We start from the raw sequence: 23,753 nt of genomic DNA, 5'->3' as shown, positions 1-23,753 counted from the left end.
AAAATTCGAAACGGCGGGGGGCAGTCGAAAGATCATGAAAGGTTCGAGCATGTCCGATAAAGCCCATTATCCGCCGGTCAACCCGATCTCGGCCGGCCTGTCCGGGCGCTGTCCCCGATGCGGTCAGGGCAAGTTGTTTTCCGGATTTCTCACCATCGCCAAGTCCTGCCGCAACTGCGGCCTGAGTTATGACTTCGCAGATAGCGGCGACGGGCCGGCCGTCTTTGTCATCATGATCGTCGGTTTCATCATCGTCGGTCTGGTTCTGGCGGTGGAACTCGCCTATCAGCCGCCGATCTGGGTCCACCTGGTCCTCTGGCTGCCGCTGACCGTCATTCTGGCAGGCGGTGTTCTGCGTCCGCTGAAGGGGATCCTGATCGCCCTGCAGTACAAGCACAATGCCGAGGAGGGTCGTCTTGACCAGTAAGACGGCCGCCGGAAACAGCAGTCCGTTCAGAAAATTATTGTGGCCCTTCATCGCGGCGGTATGTGCACTGGCGGTCCTTTTGAAGCTCGGCTTCTGGCAGGTCGATCGTCTTGCGTGGAAGGAAGCCCTGATCGCCAAGGTCGCCGAAGATCTGCAGATGGACCCGGTGCCGGCCCCGGGTCCGGACCAGTGGCCTGCGATGGACCTGGACGAGGCGGATTACCGCCATGTCATGACAGGCGGCCATTTTCTGGACGGCGCGGCGCAGTACTACATCGCGCTGTCCCAGGCGAAGGGCAAATATTCCGGGCCGGGGTATTTCATCTACAGCCCGTTTGAAACCGGTGAGGGCTGGCTGGTCATGGTCAACCGCGGTTTTATTCCGCAGGACCTTCCGCCGGACATCAAAAAGGAAGTCTTCACCCCGCCGCCGGGCACGGTGCGGATCGAGGGTGTGCTGCGCCGCTCGGAAAAACCGAACTGGGCGACGCCGGAGACGGATGTGAAGAACCGGATCTGGTTCGCGCGCGACACCGAAGACATGGCCTCGATCCTGGGCGTGCCGGACGAAAAGCTCGCCCCCTACAGCATCGATCTCGACGCCAGATACACGCCGGCTTCGGGCCTGCCCCAGGCCGGTGAGACGATCGTGAAATTCAAGAACGACCACCTGGGCTATGCCCTGACCTGGTTCGGGCTCGCCGCGACTCTGGTCGGCGTCTTCCTCACCTATGCGGTGAGCCTTCTGCGCCGCGCGCGGGCAGAAAAAAACGGGGGCGCATAGGCCCCCGTTTCCAGCTGGATTTGATTCGTCCGGACGTTCAGGAAAGCGCCTCGAGAATGGCCGCGGCTCCCGACTTGGACAATTCGCGGCCTTCCTCGATGCCCAGATGGGTCACGACGCCATCCTTTGCGATCAATGCGAACCGCTGGGCCCGGGTGTGCCCCAGGATCGGCGCTTCCATCGAAAGGCCGATTTCCTTGACGAAGTCGCCCGACGTATCGGACAGGAATTCGATCTTGCCGGCGGCGTTGGTCGCCTTCGCCCAGGCGTCCATGACAAACAGGTCGTTGGTCGCAAGCACGGCAATGGTATCGACGCCCTTGGCCTTGATGGTATCGCCATGTTCCACAAAACCGGGCAGGTGGTTCATGTGGCAGGTGGGCGTGAAGGCGCCGGGCACGGCGAAAAGCACCACGGTCTTGCCTGCAAAGATGTCGTCTGTGCTGATTTCTCCCGGCCCGTCGGCCGTCATGTGATGAAACTTGGCCTGCGGAATTTTATCGCCGACTTTGATGGTCATTCAGGTGTCTCCCCAAGGTTTTGTGCGCGCACGGGCACCAGAAAACGACTTAGGGCCTGTTGGCCCTTCCGTCGAGAGCCGGCGCGTATAATTCTGTTTTCGGAAGGCGGTTAATTCAGCAGGGCAGCCGATAGCACATGCCGGCTTTCCACCGCTTTGTCGCCTTGGACGAGGACAAGCGTCAGCGTGGAGCCGTCTCCGGTTCGCGCCAGGCCGTTGGTCGAAAGCGTCCAAAGCGCCGTCCCGCCATCATGCGACTGCAGCACCGGAACGCCGATATAGGAGCCGTCCGGCCCTTGCGCGAACAGCTCGGGCTCGGATGTATCAGGATCGACCTTGGCCCTGATCTTCAGAACCGGGCCCTTCTTGCCGGGTTCACTGGTAATCGAGACGATCCCGGAAGCCGGTCCTTCGGCGATCTGCGGCACCAGGGCCAGATCCCTTTCGATCAGCATCGCTGAGACCTTGTCCGCGCGATCGGAGGGGTTCAGGGTGAGGTCGAACACCCCGTCGCCGGGCACGCAGATGTCCTTGCAGATTCCGAAGAACAGGGACGCTTTTAATTGTACGGGGGCTTGCGGGTCGTCCGGGGTAACGAGGATCGGCAGCACGACGTTCTCGTCATAGACGATCGAAGTTGAAAATCCGTCGTTATAGCGGCCGGGCGCCGGATACCGGACGTCCGCCCCGGCAAGGTTCTGCGAGCCGGAAAAGTCGAAGGTCGGTGGAACGCCGGCCTCGCCCGGATAGCGCCAGTAGGTATGCCAGCCCGGATCAAGCGAAAACTCCAGGCCCACGCGATAGGTTCCGTTTTCCAGCGGCCCCGCCGAAATGATCCGGACCGCGCCGCCGGTCACGGTAATCCAGTCCGTCGAAGCGGCCTGGGCCGGCAGGCACGCCAGGCATAGCCAGGCAAAGAGGGAAGCAAGTCTGGTTTTCATGATCGATACCTACAACATGGAATAACCGCCGTCACGGGAAGGATCAGCACAATCCGGTCATTTCGATGTGACAGCCCCGTGAGCAGACTACGCCGTTCCACCGCATCGGCAGGCGTTAACAATCGGGATGGAACAGGTTAGGGTGACGTTGCGCGATGGGTGTTGGGGCAATCAACCTGTGAGGTGTAGATGACGGATCAGTCGAGTGCGGATTCTCTTGAGGGGCAGCTTTTAATCGCCATGCCGAACATGATGGACGGGCGGTTCGACCATTCGGTTGTCTATCTGTGTTCCCATTCCGAACAAGGCGCAATGGGACTTGTCCTGAACCAGATAGCCCGGCATTTGTCCCTGGAAGATCTTCTGATCCAGCTCAATATCCTCAACGACGAAACCGCGATCCGTCTGCCCACGAAGATCCGTGAAATGAACGTTCACAAGGGCGGGCCGGTCGAGGTCGAGCGCGGCTTCGTGCTCCATAGCGACGATTTCGTCATCGATCGCTCGACGCTGCCCATCGCCGACGGGATCTGCCTGACCGCGACCCTGGAGATCCTCAAGGCCATGGCCGAAGGGGACGGGCCGGAGCAGGCGATGCTAGCGCTCGGCTATTCCGGATGGGCGCCGGGGCAGCTGGAGAGCGAGATCCAGGCGAACGGCTGGCTCACCTGTCCGGCAAGCCGGCAGCTCGTTTTCGATCCGGTCTATGATGACAAGTGGCAGCGCGCCCTCTTGTCGATCGGCATCGATCCCGCCATGCTTTTCGGCGACGCCGGTCACGCCTGAACCGGGACGCCGAAGCCCCGGCCAGAAGAAAATCCGTTGTCGGGGAGAACTTACCCCTGACAGGTCCATGGTTTTGTTTTAAATCCGGCAAAGTTTGATTTAGGGTCTGTTGAGTATCAGGTTTGGAGCGTGGTAGGTGCCAAAATCGCCCGGTTCAAGAAGCGAAGTCGCAGGAAGGGTAGACCCTTTCAAGACTTTGCGACGCCGAAATGGGCGATTTGGGCTCTATCCGTTCCGGACGCGGCGGATTTCGTCTCCGAAGACGTTGAAGCGCCCTTGTGGTGGGCGACACCACGGCGGTCGCTTCGCCTTTTCGGAAACGAAATCCGCTACGCGCCACGCCCTAAACCTGATATTCAACAGACCCTAGGTGAGCGAAAACCGGAAGCTCGTAGTTTCCGGCATCAAATAGTATGTGGAGGCAATTGGCGCGGTGAGATACTTCAGTACGCGTGGCGAAGCACCTGTCCTTGGATTTTCCGATGTTCTTCTCCAAGGCCTGGCGCGGGACGGGGGGCTCTACCTGCCCGAATCCTGGCCAAGCTTTGACGCGGCCAAGATCGCCTCCTTTGCCGGCAAGCCCTACGCGGATGTTGCGTTTGAAGTGATCGCGCCCTTTGTCGGTGACGCCGTTCCTGCCGACAGGCTCCGCAAGATGATCGCGGACACTTATGCGGAATTTTGCCACGAGGCTGTGACGCCGCTGGTGCAGATCGCACCGAATGCCTTCGTCCTCGAATTGTTCCACGGCCCGACGCTCGCCTTCAAGGATGTGGCGATGCAGTTCCTCGGCCGCATGATGGATCATGTCCTGACCGAGCGGGGCCTGCGGGCGACGATCGTGGGCGCCACGTCCGGCGACACCGGCGGCGCCGCCATCGAAGCCTTCCGGGGACGGGAACGCACCGACGTCTTCATCCTCTTCCCCGACGGCCGGGTGTCCCCGGTGCAAAGGCGGCAAATGACGACCCCGTCGGAAGCCAACGTCCATGCACTCGCCCTGACCGGGAATTTCGACGACTGCCAGTCGATCGTCAAAGGCATGTTCAACAACTTTGCCTTCCGCGACCGGGTGGCCCTGTCCGGCGTGAATTCGATCAACTGGGCGCGGATCCTGGCGCAGATCGTCTACTACTTCGTCTCCGGCGTCGCTCTTGGAGCGCCCCACCGCCCGGTGTCCTTCACGGTTCCGACCGGCAATTTCGGCGATATCTTTGCCGGCTATGCGGCCATGAAGATGGGGCTTCCGGTGGAGAAGCTGGTGGTTGCGACCAACGTCAATGACATTCTTGCCCGAACCCTCGAAACGGGCACCTACGAAATGCGCGGCGTGACGGCCACCACGTCTCCGTCCATGGATATCCAGATTTCCTCGAATTTCGAGCGGCTGCTGTCGGAGGTCTATGGCCATGACGGGGAGGCGGTGCGCGGGCTGATGAACCGCCTGGGCCAGTCGGGCAGCTTTACCCTTGCCGACGCGCCGCTGGCGAAGATCCGCGAACGGTTTTCCGCCGGGCGCTGCGACGAGGCCGCGACGGCCGCGACCATCGCCGGGACATTGAAAAGCAGCGGCTACCTGCTCGACCCGCATACGGCAATCGGCGTCCATGTCGCCAGGGACCATGCCCATGCCGGTGTGCCCATGATCGTGCTCGGCACGGCCCATCCGGCAAAATTCCCCGATGCGGTGGAAGCCGCCTGCGGTGTCCGGCCGGAACTGCCGGCCGAACTTCAGCCGATGATGACGGCGGAGGAGCGCCAGCAGGTCCTGCCGGCCGAGCAGTCCGCGGTCGAAAGGCATATCGAAACCCATGCCCGCGCCGTACACAGCGGGGTATAATTGATGCAGGTCCGCACAAGCACACTTGCAAATGGCATGACGGTCGTCACCGACCGGATGCCGCATTTGAAGACGGCGGCCCTGGGGGTCTGGGTGAGAACCGGATCCAGGGCGGAAAACCTGGACCAGAACGGCATCACCCATCTGCTGGAGCACATGGCCTTCAAGGGGACCCTGTCCCGGTCGGCGCGCGAGATCGCGGAACAGATCGAGGCGGTTGGCGGCGAGCTGAATGCCGCCACCAGCATCGAGCACACCAATTACTACGCCCGGATCCTGTCCGAAGACCTGCCGCTCGCGGTCGAACTCCTGGCGGATATCCTGCAGAATTCGACCTTCGACGAGGAGGAGCTGACGCGGGAAAAGCACGTCATCCTGCAGGAGATCGGGGCTGCGCACGATTCTCCGGAAGACCAGGCCTTCGACCTGTTCCAGGAGACCGCATGGCCGGACCAGGCCATCGGGCGGCCGATCCTGGGCACACCCGACACGGTCAGAGGATTCAGCCGGGACGCGTTGAACCAGTATCTCAGGTCCCGTTATCGCGGGCCGGACATGATCCTGTCCGCCGCCGGGGCCGTCGATCATGATGTCCTGGTCGCGCTGGCCGAAGAGAGATTTTCCGGAATTGGCGCCGAGGCGGCGGAAAACGGAACCCTGGCGCAGTACCGCGGCGGCGAGCAGAAGCTCGTGAAGGACCTGATGGAAGCGCAGATCCTGATTGGGTTCGAGGGCAAGCAGTACAAATCGCCCGATTATTACGCGATCCAGATCCTGGCGTCCGTGCTTGGCGGCGGCATGTCTTCAAGGCTGTTCCAGGAAATCCGCGAAAAGCTGGGTCTTTGCTACGCGATCTACAGTTTCCACTGGGCCTTCTCCGACACCGGCCTCTTCGGGCTGCATGCTGCGACCAGCCAGGAAGACATCGCCAATCTGATGCCGGCGATTGTCGGTGAATTGAAATCGGCCTGCGAAACGGTCACCGATGAGGAAGTCGCCCGGTCCCGCGCCCAGATCAGGGCGGGCCTGATGATGGCGCTGGAAAGCCCGGCAGCCCGGGCAGGCCAGATCGCCCGCCAGATCCTTGTCCATGGCCGGACCCTGACCCTGGAGGAAATTTCCGCAAAGATCGAAGCCGTCACGGCGGCCGATATTCGCCGTGTGGCGCATGAGACATTCACCGGATCGACACCAACCCTGACGGCAGTCGGACCGGTTGGCAAAATAATGAGTGCCGAAGAGATTTCACAACGGCTGAACGCACCGCTGTTGAAAGCGGTATCGATGTAGGGCGCGATCTCATTCAGGAGTTCGAGGTCCAGGAAAGGGGACGTCAGGCATGTCACTCTTGCGCTCCACGATCACGCTGGAAGCCGAGCCCCGCATCGAATCGAGCACCCACTACCTGCGCCCGCCCGTCATCGGCGATTTCCGGGCCTGGGCCGAGCTCAGGGCCGCCAGCCGCGAATTCCTGAAACCCTGGGAACCTCTCTGGCCGAGGGACGACCTGACCAAGTCCGGCTTTCGCCGCCGTTTGCGGAAATACGCCAGGGACCGGCGGGATGGACGCAGCTATCCCTTCCTGCTTTTCAGCACCCGAACCGGTGAATTGCTCGGCGGACTGACCCTGTCCAACGTTCGCAGGGGCGTATGCCAGTCGGCCACGATGGGCTACTGGATGGGAGCGCCCTTCGCCGGAAACGGCCACATGAGCCACGCCGTTCGCCTGGTCCTGCCTTATTGCTTCGACGTCCTGGGGCTGCACCGGGTGGAGGCCGCCTGCCTGCCGAACAACGAACCGTCCATCCATCTCCTTCAAAAAGCCGGATTTCGACGCGAAGGCTACGCACGCAAATATTTGCTGATCAACGGGAAATGGCAGGATCACCTTCTGTTTGCCTGCCTTGCCGAAGATCATGCGCTTGCTTGCGATCCCCCCGCCATGTCTGGTGGGAGAACTCTGAAAGAAATCTTGTGACATGCGGCGCAACCCGATACTCATTCGGCCCATGTCAGAATTGATACCGGAACGGCTCGTGGGCATTCGTAAAATACTCGCCGCATTACTCCTAGGATTGATCGGGTTTTTTGTCACCGTTCCGGCGTGGGCAGTGGAACCCATCCCGGTTCCGATCGATGCCGATGCCCTGGACCTGACCAATATGGTCGAAATTCATGCCAATGCCGGTCCGCGCCTGCAGGTCTCCACCGCGCCGGGTGCCGACGGCATCGTGCGCCGGATCGAAGTCGCCTCCCGGGACGGCAAGAACAAGAGCTGGGCCGTCTTTGCGCTGGCAAATACCAGTGACGAACAGATCGACCGGCTTCTGGTCGCGCCCTATTTCCAGCTTGTCGGCTCCAAACTGTTCTGGCCGGATCTCGGCTCGTCGCGGATCACGGCGATCACGCCCAGCCAGGGCATCGCGCCGACACGGCAAAAGAGCCTGGAAGCGGACGTCTTTCTGGTAACACTCGATCCGGGGTCGGTCGTCACCTTCGTTGCCGAACTGACATCGCCCAACCTGCCCCAGTTCCGGCTCTGGGAGCCGGATACCTACACCGAGAAGGTCAACGCCTACACGCTCTATCGCGGCATCGTGCTCGGGATTTCCGGGCTTCTGGCGCTGTTCCTGACCATTCTGTTCGTGGTCAAGGGGACGGTGATGTTCCCGGCGACCGCGGCCCTTGCCTGGGCGGTTCTGGCCTATCTGTGTATCGACTTCGGTTTCTGGAACCTGGTGTTCAATCTGAAGGAGGGGGGCGACCAGCTCTACAGGGCCTATGCAGAGGTGATGCTGGCGGCCAGCCTTATTATCTTCCTCTATGCCTATTTGAACCTGAACCGCTGGAACATTCACTATTCGCACCTGGCGCTGACGACGCTGGTTTTGCTGCTCGGCCTCATCGGGGTCGCAGTCTGGGATCCGTCGATCGCAGCCGGCATCGCCCGCCTGTCGCTGGGGATCATCGGTGTTCTCGGGTTCATCACGATCATGGTGCTCGCCTTCCAGGGCTATGACCGGGCGATCATGCTCATCCCGACGTGGTGTCTGCTGATCGCCTGGCTGATCGGCGCGGCCATGACGATCACCGGAACGCTGGCGAACGACATCGTACAGCCCGCCCTTGGCGGCGGCCTTGTCCTGATCGTGCTTCTGATCGGGTTCACGGTGATGCAGCACGCCTTCGCCGGCGGGGCCATCGCGCAGGGGCTGATTTCCGATGTGGAGCGCAGGGCGCTCGCGCTGACGGGCGCCGGCGACATCATCTGGGACTGGGATGTGGACCGGGACCGGATCTTCACCGCCCATGAGGTCGAGGATCTCCTCAACCTGCGCCACGGCACGCTGGAAGGGCCCGCACGCGACTGGCTGGAAGTCCTGCACCCCCAGGACCGGGACCGGTTCCGCGCCACGCTGGACGCGGTGATAGACCAGCGTCGGGGCAAGATCGTCCAGACCTTCCGCCTGCGCTCAGAAGACGGCCACTTCCGCTGGTTCCGGCTGCGCGCCCGGCCGATCATCGGCTCCGACGGGGAAGTGATCCGCTGCGTCGGCACGCTGCTGGACGTGACCGAGGAAAGAACCGCGGAGGAGCGCCTGCTCCATGACGCGGTTCATGACAACCTGACCGGGTTGCCGAACCGCGAGCTGTTCATGGACCGCTTGCAGGCGGCCCTGGCCTTTGCCCGCGCGGACGGGAAAAGCAAGCCGGCGGTGATGATCCTGAACCTCGACCGGTTCAAGCAGGTCAACGACAGCATCGGCCTGTCCGCCGGCGACAGCATTCTGCTCACGGTCGCCCGCCGCCTCGTCCGCATGATCGGCGAACAGGATACCCTGTCGCGCATCAGCGGCGACCAGTACGGTTTGCTCGTTCTGTCGGAGACGGAACCGGACCGGATCGTCGCCCTGGCCGACGGCCTGAGAAAGGCAGTGCGTTCGCCGATCACCTTCGGCGACCGGGAAATCTTCCTGACCTGCTCCGTCGGCATCTCGCTTTACGAGGATGAAAAGCAGACGGCGGAAGACCTGATCACGAATACGGAAATCGCGCTCAATCACGCCAAGCGGCTGGGCGGCGACCGGCAGGAAGTCTTCCGTCCGATCCTGCGCCCGCTCGGCAAGAATATCATCGATATGGAAACCGACCTGCGCGAGGCGATCCGCAAGGAAACGCTCGGGGTTTTCTTTCAGCCGATCATTCGCCTGGAAGACCGGACGATCGCGGGCTTCGAAGTGCTCGCCCGCTGGAACCATCCGAAGCGCGGCAAGATCGCTCCCGCCGAGTTCATCCCGGTTGCCGAGCAGTCCGGCCTGATCAACGAGCTGGGCATGTACATGCTGGAAAAGGGTGCGCACCAGCTCGCCTTCTGGCAGCGGGAGACCGCCCTGCCGCGGCCCCTGTTCGCGTCGGTCAACCTCTCCTCCCGGCAGTTGCTGAAACACGACCTGATCAATGATGTCAAAGCGGTCCTGTCGCGTTCCTCGCTGGCGCCGGGAACCCTGAAGCTGGAACTGACGGAATCGCTCGTCATGTCCAACCCGGAATATTCTGCGAAGGTTCTGGAGCGGCTGCGCGCGCTTGGCGCCGGCCTGTCGCTGGACGATTTCGGCACGGGCCATTCGTCGCTGTCCTACCTGCAGCGGTTCCCCTTCGACACGATCAAGATCGACCAGTCGTTCGTCAAGGCGAACGGCAAGTCCGCGCGTCCCGTTCTGCTCAGGACGATCGTCGCCATGGGGCACGATCTCGGCATGTCGGTGGTGGCGGAAGGTGCGGAAAGCGAGGCGGACGCCCTGGAGCTCTACCAGCTCGGCTGCGAATTCGCGCAAGGCTTCCATTTCGGCCAGGCGGTTTCCGCGGATGAGGCGACCAAGCTGCTCAGGCGTCAGCCGGCGGAAGCCCACACCGCCTAAAAGCTGGCCGGACGCTGTGTCTCAGGGAACGATGATCGCCAGGTGCCCGGGCGCCGGTTCGATCTCGACCGGGGTCGTGCCGAAGGGGTCGCCGTCGATCTGCACGGGAACGGGCCGGCTGGCCAGGATGCGAGCGCGCTGGAAATTGCGCACCGTGACCCCCTTGGCCTTGTGAACCCGCCCCATCAGCAGCGCCAGCCCGAAGCGGAAGCTGGACAGCGGGTCGTCCTTTTCCAGCATGAGAAGCTGCAGACCGGCCTTTGTCACCGATGCGTCCGGGCTGATCACGAAGGGACCGCCGTAGAAGCGGCCGTTGGTCGCCACCGCGAGCTTGCCGTGCAAGGTTTCGCCATCGATCTCCGCCGTCAGGTCGCTGGTCTTGCGGGTCAGGCCGATCCGGATGGCGGTGATCACGTAAGCCAGCTTTCCGAACCGGCGTTTCAGCGACAGCGGAATGCCGTGGACGACTTCCGCATCGAACCCGGAAGAGGCCATCAGGACAAAGGGGTGGCCGTTGGCAAGGCCTGCATGCAGCGGCCTGGTCCGCCGGCGCAGGATGGTGTCCGCAATGGCGCCGGAGCGTTTCGGCAAACCCAGTTCGCAGGCGAGCACATTGGCCGTCCCGAAGGGAATGACCGCAAGGTCGGGCGGGGCGGGATTGGACTGGAAACCGGCGAGCGCCTCGTTGATCGAACCGTCTCCCCCGGCGATGACGAGCAGTCCCACGGCAAGCTTCGGATCGGCACAGACCTCGCCGATCTCGCCGGCATGGGAGGTCAGGTGCAGGGTGACCTTGCAGCCGGCGGCCTGAAGCTTTTGACGGACCTTGGCAAGCAGCTTCGGTCGATATCCGCCCGCGGTCGGGTTTGCCATGATCAGGACATCACAGGGCGCAGCCCGATAAGAAGGCGCTTGCGACGATGGGTCGGTGCGCCGGAACATCCTCAAGGAAGCTCCTCCGCAATGGCCGGGTCCGATCCCCGCTTGAAGGGCGCCATGCCCATTCTGGCAAGCTCGTCGGCCCGCTCGTTTTCCGGATGGCCGGCGTGTCCCTTGACCCAGTGCCAGGTCACGTCATGGCGCAGGCGCGCTTCGTCCAGCGCCTGCCAGAGGTCCGCGTTCTTGACCGGCTTCTTGGCCGCCGTCCGCCAGTTCTTTCGCTTCCAGCCGTCCAGCCATTCCATGATGCCGCTGCGCACATAGGTGGAATCCGTATAGAGATCGACGGCGCAGGGGCGTTTCAGGGCGTTGAGCGCCTCGATCGCTGCCGTCAGTTCCATGCGGTTGTTCGTCGTTTCCGCCGCGCCGCCGGAAAGTTCCTTCTCGTGCTCGCCGAACCGGAGGATCACTCCCCAGCCGCCCGGACCCGGGTTTCCCGAACAGGCTCCGTCCGTGTAGATGGTCACTCTGTTTGGTGCGCTCATATATCCAGCCCGTAGGCGCCGGCATTGCCGACGCTCTGGTGAAACCGCAGTTTTTTCAGGTATTCGAGCGGGTCTTTCGGCGTGACCAGGGCCCCTTCGGGAACGCTGAGCCAATCGTAAAGCCGCGTCAGCAGGAAGCGGAGCGCCGCGCCGCGCGCCAGCAGGGGAAGGGCGTCATATTCCTGCCCGGTGAGCGGGCGGACCCGGCAATAGCTGTTGAGGAGCGCGCGCGCCTTGGTCACGTTGAAGGAGAGATCCGGCTCGAAGCACCAGGCGTTCAGGCAGATCGCCACATCGTAGGCGAAGGCATCGGTGCAGGCGAAATAGAAGTCGATCAGGCCGGAGAGCTTGTCCGACAGGAAGAAGACGTTGTCGGGAAACAGATCCGCGTGAATGATCCCGGTGGGCAGGTCTGACGGCCAATTCGCCTCCAGGAAATCGAGTTCCTTTTCGATTTCGGCTTCAAGCCCGGGTACGACCGTATCGGCGCGGCCATCGCATTGTAGAAACAGCGGGCGCCAGCCATCGACGCTCAGGGCGTTCTTGCGCGTCATGCCAAAGTCTGCGCCGGCCAGATGTAACTGGGCCATGCCCTCGCCGAGGGCGCTGCAGTGTTCAGGCTTGGGCCGCCGGACCCACATGCCTTCCAGAAAGGTGACCAGGGCCGCGGGACGGCCCGCGAGCGTGCCGAGCAGCTTTCCGTCGACGGTCTGGACAGGCGTCGGGCAACTCAGTCCCTTCCAGGCCAGATGCTGGAGAAGGTTCAGGAAAAACGGCAGATCGTTCGGATCCACACGCTTTTCGTAGAGCGTGAGGATGTAATAGCCGCTTTCTGTGTGAACCAGGAAATTGCTGTTTTCGACGCCCTCTGCAATGCCCTTGCACGAGAGCAGCTTGCCGATGTCGTAGGTGTCGATGAACGCGGCGAGCTCTTCATCCGCGACTTCTGTGTAAACGGCCATTCTTCGGTCTACTCTGCTGCCGCGTCTTGAGCGCCGCCTTGGGCGCCCGTCATATCCCGCAATTCGCGGGGCAGATTGAATGCAATGGTTTCCTCCGCCGTCCGGACCGTGTCGACGGAGACGCTGAAACGGTCGGCAAAGGCGGCGATCACTTCCTCGACAAGGGTCTCGGGCGCGGAGGCGCCGGCTGTCAGGCCGAGCGAGGAGATGTCTTCGAACCGGCTCCAGTCGATGTCGGCGGCGCGCTGGATCAGCACGGACGTCTTGCATCCGGCCCGCTCGGCCACTTCGCGCAGGCGCTGGGAATTGGAAGAGTTGGGTGCGCCGACCACGATCATGGCATCCACCTTCGGCGCAATCGCCTTGACCGCTTCCTGGCGGTTGGTGGTGGCGTAGCAGATGTCTTCCTTGTGGGGTGCGACAATGTCCGGGAACCGCTCGCGCAGGATGTCGACGATACCCGCCGTGTCGTCGAGCGACAGGGTCGTCTGGGTGATATAGGCGAGCTGGCGTCCGGATTTCGGCTGGAAGGCCTTCGCATCCGCCTCGGTTTCGATCAACGTCACCGTTCCGGACGGCAACTGGCCCATGGTGCCGATGACTTCCGGGTGTCCCGCATGGCCGATCAGCAGGATCTCGCGATCCCGGCGGTGATGGATTTCCGCTTCCTTGTGGACCTTGGAGACCAGCGGGCAGGTGGCGTCGAGATAGAACATGTTCCGGCTGCCCGCATCGGCGGGAACGGACTTGGGCACGCCGTGCGCGGAAAAGATCACCGGACGGTCGGCATGGTCTGCCGGGATCTCGTCGAGTTCCTCGACAAAGACGGCGCCTTTCGCCTTGAGGCCGTCGACGACGAATTTGTTGTGCACGATCTCGTGGCGCACATAGACCGGGCGGCCGTATTTCTCCAGCGCCAGTTCGACGATCTGGATCGCCCGGTCGACGCCCGCGCAAAAGCCGCGGGGCGCGCACAGGAGCACGGTAAGCTCAGGCTTTACAGCTGTTGGTTCGCTCATGATTTCCTGGCCCGGTTTCTCACATAGTCTACGAACTGCATCCCATTTCGGCGCGCCGGATGCCGGTGAGAGACCCGTAGAGCATAGCCTGCGTCATGGTCAAGCGGCTTTCACCCTGTGCGGGCCGCCGGAACGCGCCCCTTTCCGCCTGTTTTGTGCGGGGGAGGACGAACGCGGAACCTGAACCGAACGCTTCATCTACGCCTCAGTCTCGCCAATGTTTCCCTCTCCTGCTATGAAGCAACGCCAAATGGCAGCTAATAAGACAGGTGACGAATGAAAATGGGCGTCAATGCCTCCTGGCTCAAGGCCGTATTGGCCGGAACGTTGTGTGCCGGTGTCCTGAGCGGGTGTATGAGTGGCGGTTCGGACGAACTCGCCGGCAGCGGCGATACCGGGCAGGGGGCGTCAGGCAAGTCCCGCGGAACCCTTGCGACCATCGTGGCTGGCGGTCAGCAGCCGATCCAGGTCGACCCGAACGCATTCGCGGCAAAGATCTACTGCCCGCCGATCCAGCTCAAGCCCGATACGTATCTCATCATGAAATACGCCCGCGGCAAGGAAGATCAGCCCGAGGGGCTGCTCTATCAGGCGGCGATCGAGGAATGGGCCAGAAGCTGTACCCGGGAAGGTACGGACCAGGCGCGAATCAAGGTCGGCTTCTCCGGTCACGTCACGCCCGGACCGGCCTGGAAAGGCGGAGAGGTGGCCCTGCCGATCCGCGTCGCGATTCTGCCCCCGGCCGAGGGCGAGGCCCCGATCGTCTCGGAATTGCTGGCCGTGCCGGTCACTGTCGGTGAGGGAGCGCCGAGCGAAGCCTGGACCCTGGTCGAGGACAAATTCGTCGTTCCGCAGAATAAGGAAATGAGGATTGTCTTCGGTTTCGATGAAGGCCGAAAGAAGCGTCGATAAATTCCCGCTGTGGTCCGAATGTATAAGGTCGGGTTATTGACAACGGCCGGACCGCAGTAAACAATCCCGGCACTGGCTCGGGTCGTTAGCGAGCCGCCGGAATGGTCTGCAGGAAGCCTTCGACAGGAAACCTGCCGGCCGTGCCAAACGCCCAAGCGGGAGAGACCGGGTGAAACAGACCGGAGCCGAAGGAGCAACCGCCCCGGAAACTCTCAGGCAAAAGGACCGCTTGGACTTCGACGCTCTGGAAAGCAGTTTTCCGCCCCGGGTTTAAAAGGGACGGAACGGCTCACCGAAGGAGTAACCGCCCCTTTGCCGGCAGTCTTGCCGGCGGGACGCGGGAAATCTCTCAGGTACTCGGACAGAGGGGGTGCAGATGGCGATGAAGACTCGTCACTTGCGCACTCTTTCAACCCGAGGAGCTCACATGGCTGGACCGGACGTCTCAGGCGACTTGAAAAGGACGCCGCTTTACGATCTTCACATCGAACTCGGTGCGCGCATGGTGCCCTTCGCCGGCTATGAAATGCCGGTGCAATACCCGAGCGGCATCATGAACGAGCATCTGCACACCCGTGCGGCGGCCGGCCTGTTCGATGTCTCCCACATGGGCCAGGCGATTCTGCACGGGCCGGATCACGAAACCACGGCGCGCGCGCTCGAGGCCCTGGTCCCCTCCAACATGATGGAACTCGGCCGCGGCAAGCAGCGTTACACGGTTCTTCTCAACGGCGAAGGCGGCATTGTCGACGACCTGATGGTCACGCGGCCTCTCAGCCAGGACCGGGACGGGCAACTGCTGCTCGTGGTCAATGCCGCCCGCAAGGATGTGGATTATCCGCTGCTGAAAGCCGGTCTGCCGGAAAACATCCGTCTCGAAATCCTGGAGGACCGGGCCCTGATTGCCGTACAGGGGCCTGAGGCCGTGGCTGTTGTCGCCGCCCACGCACCGGCTGCCGCTGACCTTGGCTTCATGTCCGGCGATTTCATGGAATTCGACGGTATCGCCTGCCATATCGCCCGCGCCGGCTACACCGGCGAGGACGGGGTGGAGATGTCCGTGCCGGCAGGGACAGCCGAAGCGATTGCCCGCGCGCTGCTCGCCGACGAACGGGTGAAGCCGGTCGGGCTTGGCGCCCGCGACAGCCTGCGCCTGGAAGCCGGTCTCTGCCTCTACGGCCACGATCTCGACGAGACCACCTCTCCGGTCGAAGGGGCGATCACCTTCGCCATGCAGAAACGCCGGCGCGAAGAAGGCGGCTTCCCGGGAGCAGACCGCATCCAGGCGGAACTGCGCGATGGACCGGGGCGCCTGCGCGTCGGCCTGAAGCTGGAGGGCAGGGCGCCGGCCCGCGAGGGCGCGGAAATCCGCTTGCCCGGCGGCCCGGTTGTCGGCACCGTTACCTCGGGCGGGTTTGCCCCGACCCTCGGCGCGCCGATTGCCATGGGCTATGTCGCCGCCGAACATTCTGCCGTTGGAACGAAGCTCGATCTGGTCGTGCGCGGCAAGGACCTGCCGGCGGAAGTCGTCGACATGCCCTTCGTGCCGAACCGTTATTACCGCAAACCGAAAACCGCATAATCAACTTCCAGAACTCCGGGATAAAACATGACCACCTATTACTCCAAAGACCACGAATGGATTTCCGTTGACGGCGACACCGCCACCATCGGCATCACCGGCTACGCCCAGGAACAGCTCGGCGATGTCGTCTACGTGGAGCTGCCCGAAGTGGGCAAGGCCCTGTCGAAGGGCGACGAAGCCGCCGTCGTGGAATCGGTCAAGGCCGCCAGCGAAGTCTATGCCGCGGTGGGCGGTGAGGTCGTTGAGGCGAATGACGCCCTGGTCGACGAACCGGCCAAGGTCAACGATGACCCGGAAGGGGCCGCCTGGTTCATCAAGGTGAAGCTGGCGGACGCCGGCGAACTTGAAGACCTGATGGATGCGGCCGCCTACAAGGCCTACGTGGACACGCTCTGATCATGGCCGGACACCTCTACACCGCTGAAGTCGTCTGGCACTGCGAGGGAAACTTCGCCAAGGGACAATATTCCCGCAGCCACCTGTGGCGCTTCGACGGCGGTGTGGAGGTGCCCGCCTCGGCCTCTCCTTCCGTGGTGCCGCTGCCCTATTCGAAGGAAGCCGCCGTTGATCCGGAGGAGGCCTTCGTGGCCGCCCTTTCGTCCTGCCACATGATGACCTTCATCGACCTGGCCCGCCACGCCAAGTTCGTCGTCGAGAGCTATACGGACAAGGCGGAAGGCGTGATGACCCGGATCGCACCCGGAAGGATGGCGGTCACCAAGGTGACGCTCCGGCCGGAGATCACGCTGCGGGCCGACGAACTGCCCGATCCGACCTGGTTCGAAGACCTCCACGAAAAGGCGCATGAAATCTGTTTCATCGCCAATTCCGTCAAGACGGAGATCGAGATCGTACCCGAACCCCTGCGTCTCGTTTCTCCCTAACTCAAAGAGCTGCACCATGCGCTATCTGCCCTTGAGCGATACGGACCGCGGCGACATGCTGGCACGTATCGGCGTCGACACAATCGACGACCTGTTTGCCGATGTCCCCGAAAAGGCCCGTTTGAACGAACTTCTCGACCTGCCGCGCCGCGCCGGCGAACTCCAGGTCGAACGCCAATTGTCTGCCCTGGCAGCGAAAAACGTCTCCGCCGGATCGGTTCCCTTCTTCGTCGGCGCCGGTGCCTACAAGCACCATGTGCCGGCAACCGTCGATCACCTGATCCAGCGGTCCGAGTTCCTGACCTCCTATACGCCGTACCAGCCGGAGATCACGCAAGGAACGCTGCAGTACCTGTTCGAGTTCCAGACCCAGGTCGCGCGGCTGACGGGCATGGATGTGGCCAATGCCTCCATGTACGACGGCTCGACAGGCACCGGCGAGGCGGTGCTGATGGCCCACCGGGTGACACGGCGCAACAAGGCAGTGCTATCCGGCGGACTTCATCCGCAATACCGGGACGTGGTCGAAGACATCTCCGGCATGGCCGACGACACGGTCGTCTCCCTGCCGGCGGATCCAACGGGAACGGAGGATATTCTGAACCAGATCGACGACGACACCTCCTGCGTCGTCGTCCAGTCGCCGTCTTTCTACGGCCAGCTGATCGACCTGAAGCCGATTGCCGAAAAGGCCCATGCCCATGGCGCCCTGCTGGTCGCCGTCTTCACCGAAGTCGTTTCCCTGGGCCTGATCGAACCGCCGGGCGGGCAAGGCGCGGATATCGTCGTCGGCGAAGGCCAGTCGATCGGCAACGGTCTCAACTTCGGCGGTCCTTATGTCGGTCTCTTCGCCACCAACCAGAAATTCATCCGCCAGATGCCCGGGCGCCTGTGTGGCGAGACGGTCGACGCGGAAGGCCGGCGCGGTTTCGTGCTCACCCTGTCGACTCGCGAGCAGCATATCCGCCGGGAAAAGGCGACCTCGAACATCTGCACCAACTCCGGGCTCTGTTCGCTCGCCTTTACGATCCACATGTCGCTCCTGGGTGGCGCGGGGCTGAAGAAGTTGGCGCGGATCAATCACGCCAATGCGGTGAAGCTGAAAAAGGACCTGTCGGCGGTGCCCGGTGTGGAGGTTCTGAACACCGCCTATTTCAACGAGTTCACCGTCCGGCTGCCCGAACCGGCCCATGGCGTGGTCGAGGCCCTGGCCGAAAAGGGCGTCCTCGGCGGCGTGCCGGTGTCGCGGCTCGAGCCGGGCAAACCGGAACTTGAAAACCTGCTGGTGGTCGCGTCCACGGAAGTGAACACCGATGAGGACCGCGCGGCCTTTGCAGGCGCGCTGAAGGAGGTGCTGGCATGAGCATGAACACGCAGGGACGTCCTACCGATGTGGGCGAAGCGGAAACCAGCTACCGCCCGAAGACCTTCACCGGCAACCGCGGTCTCGACATGGAAGAGCCGCTGATCTTCGAATTCGGCCATTTCGACACCATGGGCGTCGATCTGGACGAGCCGGAGGATTTCGCACCCGAGCTCGGAAGCCACGCCCGCGCGGCGGAGCTGGAGTTGCCAGGCCTCGCCGAACCGGAAGCCATGCGCCATTACGTGCGCCTGTCGCGCAACAATTATGCGATCGACAGCGGGCTTTACCCGCTCGGCTCCTGCACCATGAAGCACAATCCGCGCCTCAACGAAAAGATGGCGCGGCTGCCGGGCTTCGGCGACATCCATCCGCTGCAGCCGCTGTCCACGGTCCAGGGCGCGGTCGAGCTGATCGACGACCTGGCCCGCTGGCTGATGGTCTCCACCGGCACGTCCGCCGTCGCCATGAGCCCCAAGGCCGGCGCCCACGGCGAACTCTGCGGCATGATGGCGATCAAGGCGGCGCACAAGGCCGCCGACCGGAACCCGACGATGGTGCTGGTTCCCGAAAGCGCCCACGGCACCAACCCGGCAACGGCGGCACTTCTCGGCTACAAGGTCGTGTCCATCGATGCCAAGGACGACGGCACGGTCGATCTCGCCTCCGTCAAGGCGACCATCGCCGAGCACGCCGGCAACGTGGCGGCGATCATGCTCACCAACCCGAACACCTGCGGGCTGTTCGAGCGCGAGATCATCGAGATCGCCGACGCGGTTCACGCGGCGGACGCCTACTTCTATTGCGACGGCGCGAACTTCAACGCCATCGTCGGCAAGGCGCGCCCCGGGGATCTCGGCGTCGACGCCATGCACATCAACCTGCACAAGACCTTCTCCACGCCCCACGGCGGCGGCGGTCCGGGCTCCGGTCCGGTGGTCCTGTCGGAACGCCTCGCCCCCTTCGCGCCGCTGCCCTTCATCCGCAAGACGGATGACGGGCCGGTGCTGGTCGAAACCGAAGCGGACACTATCGAAGGCGAACAGCCCTTCGGCCGCATGACCGCCTTCCACGGCCAGATGGGCATGTTCGTGCGCGCCCTTGCCTACATGATGAGCCACGGCTCGGACGGGTTGAAGCAGGCCTCCGAGGATGCGGTGCTCAATGCCAACTACGTCCGCGTCGGCCTGCAGGACCTGATGAGCCTGCCCTTCGGCGAGCGGCCCTGCATGCATGAGGTTCTGTTCGACGACAGCTTCCTCAAGGACACGGGCGTCACCACCCTCGACTTCGCCAAGGCGATGATCGACGAGGGCTATCACCCGATGACCATGTATTTCCCGCTGGTCGTCCATGGCGCCATGCTGATCGAGCCGACGGAATCGGAAAGCCGTGCGGCGCTCGACCTCTTCATCGCCACCATGCGCGATCTGGTCATGAGCGCACAGCGCAAGGAAACCGACCGCTTCTCCGGCGCCCCCTACCTTGCCCCCCGCCGCCGTCTCGACGAAACGACGGCGGCCCGCAAGCCGGTCCTGAAATGGACCCCGCCCGCCCCGGCGGAGGTCACCCCGGCCGCGGCGGAGTAGGGACGTTCCGAGCAAGAATGAGAAAGCCCGGTCAGCCGACCGGGCTTTTTTGTTGCTAGGAAGCCATACACCACCCTCTCGAAGTCATCCCGGAAAAGCCGTCAGGCTTTATCCGGGACCGGCGAGTCCTTGAGCTATCGGTCTGGTTCCGGTCTCCAACGACAGACCTCAGCTCCCCGGTCCCGGCTCTCCGCTTCGCTACGGCCGGGATGACGGCGGATAGAAAACGGGTGTCGGCGTTTCGACTCGGTGTCATCACCCGGCGAAGTCCGGGTGATCTACTCGTTTCCAGAGCGAAGAGACCTCAACGCAGGTGATTTAGTTGGATCTCAGGTCCTTCCTGATAGCTCAACGCAAACTGTAAAGTGGATTGGATGACCCGGACTTCGCCGTGTGATGACGGCCGGAGAATGACGTGATGCCGTGCCCCGACAGAAAGTCCTTGCATTCGGACCGTCTCCCGGACAATAGTTTACAGGGAAAGTAAATTGAGGCGAGCCGGGGGGAGCCGGGGCGTCTGGGAGGAGAATGAAATGAGCACCTGGTCCGGAAGGCGGAGCGAACCTTTGTTCGCGCCGCCAAGCGTTGTGAAAACCGTCGAACCATCGGGCGCGATCCTGCTGGAAAGCAGCATCCCGCTGCCGGCCTACGAACGCTGCGTCGGAGAGTGGCTGGTGCGCTGGGCGGAGGAGCGCCCCGACACCACCTTCCTGGCCGAACGGGATGCCGACGGCGGTTGGCGCAAGGTCAGCTATTCGCAAGCGCTCACCCGCGTGCTCGGACTCGCCGGCTGGCTTTTGTCCACCAGCGCCTCGCCGGAGCACCCGGTTCTGGTCTTGTCGGAAAACACCGTCGAACATGCGCTCTTGGCACTGTCTGCCATGCATGTCGGCGTGCCGGTCGCTACCGTTTCGACCGCCTATTCCCTGTTGTCGCACGACCATGCCAAGCTGAAGGCCATGGTCGAGCTGCTTGACCCGTCCGTGATACATGTCTCCGACCCGGACGCCTATGCCGGCGCCCTGGATGCGATCGACGATCTGCATGACGCGGTCATTCTGGCCGGCCGGGCGCCTGAAAAGACAAGCCGCATGGTCCAGCTCCTGGACGAGGCCGATCTGCCGGAAGCTTCTTCCGCCGTCTCCTCCGCCTTCCACGCCATCGGACCGGACACGGTCGCCCGGCTTCTCTTCACCTCCGGCTCGACCGGCACGCCGAAGGCGGTGATCAACACCCACCGGATGCTGACGTCCAACCAGGCGGCAAACGCGGCCGTCTGGACCTTCCTGGAAAAAAACCCGCCCGTGATCGTGGACTGGCTGCCGTGGTCGCATACCTTCGGCGCCAATTTCACCTCCAACACGGTACTGCGCAACGGCGGCTCGCTCTATATCGATACGGGCAAGCCGGCGCCGGGCCTGATCGAGCGGACGATCGCCAATTTCAAGGACGTGAAGCCGACCATCAGCTTCAACGTTCCGCGCGGCTACGATCTCATGGCGCAGGCGCTGGAAACCGACGCGGAGTTGCGCGAGGTCTTCTTCAACATGGACCTCGTCATGAACGCGGCCGCCGCCCTGCCGACTACGGTCTGGGAGAACCTCAAGAGGCTCAGCCGTAACACGATCGGGCGCGAGATCCCGATTGTCGGCTCCTGGGGCTCGACAGAGACCGCGCCGCTCGCCACCCATTGCCATTTCCAGGTGGAGAACATCGCCAACATCGGCCTGCCCGTGCCCGGCGTGATCCTGAAGCTGATCCCGAACGGCGACAAGCTGGAGGTCCGCGTCAAGGGACCGGGTGTGACGCCCGGCTATTACCGGCATCCTGAACTCACCGCGTCGGCTTTCGACGAGGAGGGCTTCTACATTATCGGCGACGCGGTGCGCTTTGCCGATCCGGACGATCCGTCTAAGGGGCTCTTCTTCGACGGCCGGGTGAGCGAGGACTTCAAGCTCGCTTCGGGAACCTGGGTCAGCGTCGGTGAACTCCGCGTCGCCGGCATCGACGCCCTCGTGCCCCTGGTGCAGGACGTCGTCGTCTCCGGCCATGGCCGGGACGAAATCGGCTTCCTGCTCATTCCCAACGAAGCGGCCTGCCGGGCCTGTGCAGGCCTGTCTGCCGATGCGCCTCTGGCCGAAGTTCTGGCCTCCGATGCGGTCCGCGACAAGATCGCCGAAGGATTGCACGGTCTCAAGGCCCAAGGCGGCGGCTCGTCCCGCTATGCCACGCGCGCGCGGTTCCTGCTGGCCCCGCCGAACCCGGATGCCGGCGAGATCACCGACAAGGCCTATCTGAACCAGCGCCAGATGATCGCCAACCGTGCCGATGACATCGAAGCCCTGTTCGGCGACCGGCCGGAAGATTTCATCGATCTTAAACGGGCTGAGGTTCCGGCCGCATGAACGCCTACATTCCCTATGGCGCCTACTGGAGTACACCCTTCGCCCGCTGGCAGGGCGAGTTCGCCCACCTGCATTCCATGGAATTCGCCGCCCATGTGGCGCGCGAAGAACTGGAAAAGCGCAAGCTTCCCCTGAGCGCTTTCGACTTTGTCGCCTATGGCATCACCGTGATGCAGAACCGCAGCTTCTACGGCCTGCCGTGGTTTACCGGTCTGCTGGGGGCGGAACACCTGCCCGGACCGACCGTGAACCAGGCCTGCGCCACCGGCGCGCGACTGGTGGCGACGGCCGCCGGTGAATTCGCCATGGGAACGGCGGCAACCGCGCTGCTGGTGTCCGGCGACCGGACCTCCAACGGTCCCCATGTCTATTATCCCGCGCCCGAGGCGCCCGGCGGAACCGGCGTCAGCGAAAACGTGGTGCTCGACAGTTTCAACGTCGACCCCTTCGCCCGGTGCGCCATGGTGGATACGGCCGACAACGTCGCCCGGCGCGAAGGCATCGGCACCGCCGAACAGCACGAGCTGACGCTTTACCGCAATACGCAATATGCCGAGGCGCTGAAGGACGGCCGCGCCTTCCAGAAGCGCTACATGCCGGCGGAATTCGCGGTTCCCGACGCCCGCTTCCGCAAGACGGTGAAGACCGTGACAGGCGACTGCGGCGTCTATCCGGCGTCTGAGGAAAAAATGGCGGCGCTCAACCCGGTTCGCGACGGCGGCAGTGTCACCTTCGCCGCCCAGACCCATCCGGCGGACGGCAATGCGGGCCTCGTCATGACGGCCGATCCGGGACGTGCCCGCGAGCTGTCGCCGGTGTCCGGCGGACCGCTGGTGAAGGTGATCGCCGTTGGACAGGCGCGGGTGGAAAAGGCCCACATGCCGGCCGCCCCCATCGATGCGGCCCGCAAGGCGCTCGATTTCGCCGGACTGACCATCGCCGACATGGCGGCGGTAAAGTCGCACAACCCATTTGCGGTCAACGACATCGCCTTCGCCCGCGCCTTCGGCATCGACTGGAAGATCATGAACAACTACGGCTGTTCCCTGATCTGGGGCCATCCTCAAGGGCCGACAGGCCTGCGGGCGATCATCGAGATGATCGAGGAGCTGGAAATCAAGGGCGGCGGCTACGGCCTGTTCCAGGGCTGCGCCGCCGGCGATTCCGCCATGGCCGTGATCCTGCGCGTGGGGTGAGGCTGTTTAATCGCCGTCAAATGACGCAAAAGGGTTGAGACTACGCCGCTTGCTCCCGTCTCCCCCCTTGGGGGAGATGACACCGTAGGTGACAGAGGGGGGTAGTTGCGTCTGCGCCCCATTTCAGCGCTGCGATATGTCGAGAGGTCGGACACACCCCTCTGTCCGCTGACGCGGACATCTCCCCCTCAAGGGGG

Annotated in this window: 21 protein-coding genes and 1 riboswitch; of the genes, 15 read left to right on the top strand and 6 right to left on the bottom strand. The window is 63.2% G+C overall.

Annotation, left to right across the window (positions count from 1 at the left end; translation table 11 throughout):
* The first annotated feature begins 49 nt into the window (after window positions 1-49).
* Entirely contained in the window at window positions 50-427 is a 378-nt protein-coding gene (locus HK439_RS07330) for a DUF983 domain-containing protein (RefSeq protein ID WP_190290747.1), read from the top strand.
* On the top strand, window positions 417-1,211 hold the full coding sequence (locus tag HK439_RS07325; protein WP_209011626.1) for an SURF1 family protein: 795 nt from the start codon (window positions 417-419) through the stop codon (window positions 1,209-1,211). The genes HK439_RS07330 and HK439_RS07325 overlap by 11 nt, the downstream gene beginning before the upstream one ends.
* A 37-nt stretch (window positions 1,212-1,248) precedes the next feature.
* On the opposite strand, the gene HK439_RS07320 is transcribed toward HK439_RS07325, so the two are convergent.
* Together HK439_RS07320 and HK439_RS07315 are read right to left on the bottom strand one after the other, a co-directional pair.
* Window positions 1,249-1,731 (bottom strand): peroxiredoxin, encoded by a 483-nt coding sequence (locus HK439_RS07320; RefSeq protein ID WP_190290745.1) that lies wholly within the window; start codon window positions 1,729-1,731, stop codon window positions 1,249-1,251.
* A gap of 110 nt (window positions 1,732-1,841) precedes the next feature.
* Window positions 1,842-2,672: a protein-disulfide reductase DsbD domain-containing protein gene (locus tag HK439_RS07315; protein WP_190290744.1), complete on the bottom strand. Its 831-nt coding sequence runs from the start codon at window positions 2,670-2,672 to the stop codon at window positions 1,842-1,844.
* Window positions 2,673-2,861: 189 nt separating this feature from the next.
* On the opposite strand from HK439_RS07315, the gene HK439_RS07310 reads away from it, so the two are divergent.
* The 5 genes from HK439_RS07310 to HK439_RS07290 all read left to right on the top strand — a co-directional run bounded on the left by HK439_RS07310 (window position 2,862) and on the right by HK439_RS07290 (window position 10,217).
* Complete coding sequence (locus HK439_RS07310; protein ID WP_190290743.1) at window positions 2,862-3,458, top strand: YqgE/AlgH family protein; 597 nt, start codon at window positions 2,862-2,864, stop codon at window positions 3,456-3,458.
* Between the two features lie 433 nt (window positions 3,459-3,891).
* On the top strand, window positions 3,892-5,298 hold the full coding sequence (gene thrC, locus HK439_RS07305; RefSeq protein WP_190290742.1) for a threonine synthase: 1,407 nt from the start codon (window positions 3,892-3,894) through the stop codon (window positions 5,296-5,298).
* A gap of 3 nt (window positions 5,299-5,301) precedes the next feature.
* Window positions 5,302-6,588, top strand: coding sequence for a M16 family metallopeptidase (locus HK439_RS07300; RefSeq protein ID WP_190290741.1), 1,287 nt, complete (start codon window positions 5,302-5,304; stop codon window positions 6,586-6,588).
* A gap of 49 nt (window positions 6,589-6,637) precedes the next feature.
* Window positions 6,638-7,276: a GNAT family N-acetyltransferase gene (locus HK439_RS07295; RefSeq protein WP_190290740.1), complete on the top strand. Its 639-nt coding sequence runs from the start codon at window positions 6,638-6,640 to the stop codon at window positions 7,274-7,276.
* Between the two features lie 58 nt (window positions 7,277-7,334).
* Window positions 7,335-10,217 carry an EAL domain-containing protein gene (locus HK439_RS07290; protein ID WP_190290739.1) on the top strand — a complete coding sequence of 961 codons (2,883 nt, stop codon included), beginning with the start codon at window positions 7,335-7,337 and terminating at the stop codon, window positions 10,215-10,217.
* 21 nt (window positions 10,218-10,238) lie between these two features.
* Here the strand turns inward: HK439_RS07290 and HK439_RS07285 are convergent, their stop codons facing one another.
* From HK439_RS07285 to ispH, 4 genes are all read right to left on the bottom strand, one after another.
* A complete protein-coding gene (locus HK439_RS07285) occupies window positions 10,239-11,090 on the bottom strand; it encodes a diacylglycerol/lipid kinase family protein (RefSeq protein ID WP_209011624.1) in 852 nt (283 codons plus the stop codon).
* 71 nt (window positions 11,091-11,161) lie between these two features.
* Window positions 11,162-11,641, bottom strand: a complete 480-nt coding sequence (gene rnhA, locus HK439_RS07280; protein ID WP_190290737.1) for a ribonuclease HI — start codon at window positions 11,639-11,641, stop codon at window positions 11,162-11,164.
* Entirely contained in the window at window positions 11,638-12,603 is a 966-nt protein-coding gene (gene thrB, locus HK439_RS07275) for a homoserine kinase (RefSeq protein WP_190290736.1), read from the bottom strand. The genes rnhA and thrB overlap by 4 nt, the downstream gene beginning before the upstream one ends.
* 8 nt (window positions 12,604-12,611) lie before the next feature.
* A complete protein-coding gene (gene ispH, locus HK439_RS07270; protein WP_190290735.1) occupies window positions 12,612-13,622 on the bottom strand; it encodes a 4-hydroxy-3-methylbut-2-enyl diphosphate reductase in 1,011 nt (336 codons plus the stop codon).
* A 276-nt stretch (window positions 13,623-13,898) separates the two neighbouring features.
* On the opposite strand from ispH, the gene HK439_RS07265 reads away from it, so the two are divergent.
* From HK439_RS07265 to HK439_RS07230, 8 genes are all read left to right on the top strand, one after another.
* Complete coding sequence (locus HK439_RS07265) at window positions 13,899-14,534, top strand: hypothetical protein (protein WP_190290734.1); 636 nt, start codon at window positions 13,899-13,901, stop codon at window positions 14,532-14,534.
* Between the two features lie 146 nt (window positions 14,535-14,680).
* Window positions 14,681-14,772, top strand: a riboswitch (glycine riboswitch).
* A 189-nt stretch (window positions 14,773-14,961) separates the two neighbouring features.
* Window positions 14,962-16,116: a glycine cleavage system aminomethyltransferase GcvT gene (gene gcvT / locus HK439_RS07260; protein WP_190290733.1), complete on the top strand. Its 1,155-nt coding sequence runs from the start codon at window positions 14,962-14,964 to the stop codon at window positions 16,114-16,116.
* A 27-nt stretch (window positions 16,117-16,143) separates the two neighbouring features.
* Window positions 16,144-16,515: a glycine cleavage system protein GcvH gene (gcvH, locus tag HK439_RS07255; protein ID WP_190290732.1), complete on the top strand. Its 372-nt coding sequence runs from the start codon at window positions 16,144-16,146 to the stop codon at window positions 16,513-16,515.
* A gap of 2 nt (window positions 16,516-16,517) precedes the next feature.
* On the top strand, window positions 16,518-17,003 hold the full coding sequence (locus HK439_RS07250; protein ID WP_190290731.1) for an OsmC family protein: 486 nt from the start codon (window positions 16,518-16,520) through the stop codon (window positions 17,001-17,003).
* A gap of 16 nt (window positions 17,004-17,019) precedes the next feature.
* Complete coding sequence (gene gcvPA / locus HK439_RS07245; RefSeq protein WP_190290730.1) at window positions 17,020-18,366, top strand: aminomethyl-transferring glycine dehydrogenase subunit GcvPA; 1,347 nt, start codon at window positions 17,020-17,022, stop codon at window positions 18,364-18,366.
* Window positions 18,363-19,955 (top strand): aminomethyl-transferring glycine dehydrogenase subunit GcvPB, encoded by a 1,593-nt coding sequence (gene gcvPB / locus HK439_RS07240; RefSeq protein WP_190290729.1) that lies wholly within the window; start codon window positions 18,363-18,365, stop codon window positions 19,953-19,955. Before gcvPA ends, gcvPB begins: the two co-directional genes overlap by 4 nt.
* Window positions 19,956-20,488: 533 nt before the next feature.
* Window positions 20,489-22,360 carry a feruloyl-CoA synthase gene (locus tag HK439_RS07235; RefSeq protein WP_190290728.1) on the top strand — a complete coding sequence of 624 codons (1,872 nt, stop codon included), beginning with the start codon at window positions 20,489-20,491 and terminating at the stop codon, window positions 22,358-22,360.
* Window positions 22,357-23,556, top strand: coding sequence for a thiolase family protein (locus HK439_RS07230; RefSeq protein WP_190290727.1), 1,200 nt, complete (start codon window positions 22,357-22,359; stop codon window positions 23,554-23,556). Before HK439_RS07235 ends, HK439_RS07230 begins: the two co-directional genes overlap by 4 nt.
* Window positions 23,557-23,753 lie beyond the last annotated feature (197 nt).

It is taken from the genome of Roseibium aggregatum, assembly GCF_014692675.1.
GTDB lineage: Bacteria > Pseudomonadota > Alphaproteobacteria > Rhizobiales > Stappiaceae > Roseibium > Roseibium aggregatum_C.
This window is presented reverse-complemented; position numbering and strand designations above follow the sequence as displayed.

Bases quoted from the DNA above. Each gene is read 5' to 3' on its own strand.
- HK439_RS07250 (WP_190290731.1), top strand. From the start codon at position 16,518: ATGGCCGGACACCTCTACACCGCTGAAGTCGTCTGGCACTGCGAGGGA.
- HK439_RS07315 (WP_190290744.1), bottom strand. From the start codon at position 2,672: ATGAAAACCAGACTTGCTTCCCTCTTTGCCTGGCTATGCCTGGCGTGC.
- HK439_RS07320 (WP_190290745.1), bottom strand. From the start codon at position 1,731: ATGACCATCAAAGTCGGCGATAAAATTCCGCAGGCCAAGTTTCATCAC.
- HK439_RS07285 (WP_209011624.1), bottom strand. From the start codon at position 11,090: ATGGCAAACCCGACCGCGGGCGGATATCGACCGAAGCTGCTTGCCAAG.
- HK439_RS07330 (WP_190290747.1), top strand. From the start codon at position 50: ATGTCCGATAAAGCCCATTATCCGCCGGTCAACCCGATCTCGGCCGGC.
- HK439_RS07310 (WP_190290743.1), top strand. From the start codon at position 2,862: ATGACGGATCAGTCGAGTGCGGATTCTCTTGAGGGGCAGCTTTTAATC.
- thrB (WP_190290736.1), bottom strand. From the start codon at position 12,603: ATGGCCGTTTACACAGAAGTCGCGGATGAAGAGCTCGCCGCGTTCATC.
- HK439_RS07230 (WP_190290727.1), top strand. From the start codon at position 22,357: ATGAACGCCTACATTCCCTATGGCGCCTACTGGAGTACACCCTTCGCC.
- rnhA (WP_190290737.1), bottom strand. From the start codon at position 11,641: ATGAGCGCACCAAACAGAGTGACCATCTACACGGACGGAGCCTGTTCG.
- gcvT (WP_190290733.1), top strand. From the start codon at position 14,962: ATGGCTGGACCGGACGTCTCAGGCGACTTGAAAAGGACGCCGCTTTAC.
- HK439_RS07235 (WP_190290728.1), top strand. From the start codon at position 20,489: ATGAGCACCTGGTCCGGAAGGCGGAGCGAACCTTTGTTCGCGCCGCCA.
- HK439_RS07295 (WP_190290740.1), top strand. From the start codon at position 6,638: ATGTCACTCTTGCGCTCCACGATCACGCTGGAAGCCGAGCCCCGCATC.
- HK439_RS07300 (WP_190290741.1), top strand. From the start codon at position 5,302: ATGCAGGTCCGCACAAGCACACTTGCAAATGGCATGACGGTCGTCACC.
- HK439_RS07265 (WP_190290734.1), top strand. From the start codon at position 13,899: ATGAAAATGGGCGTCAATGCCTCCTGGCTCAAGGCCGTATTGGCCGGA.
- gcvPA (WP_190290730.1), top strand. From the start codon at position 17,020: ATGCGCTATCTGCCCTTGAGCGATACGGACCGCGGCGACATGCTGGCA.
- gcvH (WP_190290732.1), top strand. From the start codon at position 16,144: ATGACCACCTATTACTCCAAAGACCACGAATGGATTTCCGTTGACGGC.
- gcvPB (WP_190290729.1), top strand. From the start codon at position 18,363: ATGAGCATGAACACGCAGGGACGTCCTACCGATGTGGGCGAAGCGGAA.
- ispH (WP_190290735.1), bottom strand. From the start codon at position 13,622: ATGAGCGAACCAACAGCTGTAAAGCCTGAGCTTACCGTGCTCCTGTGC.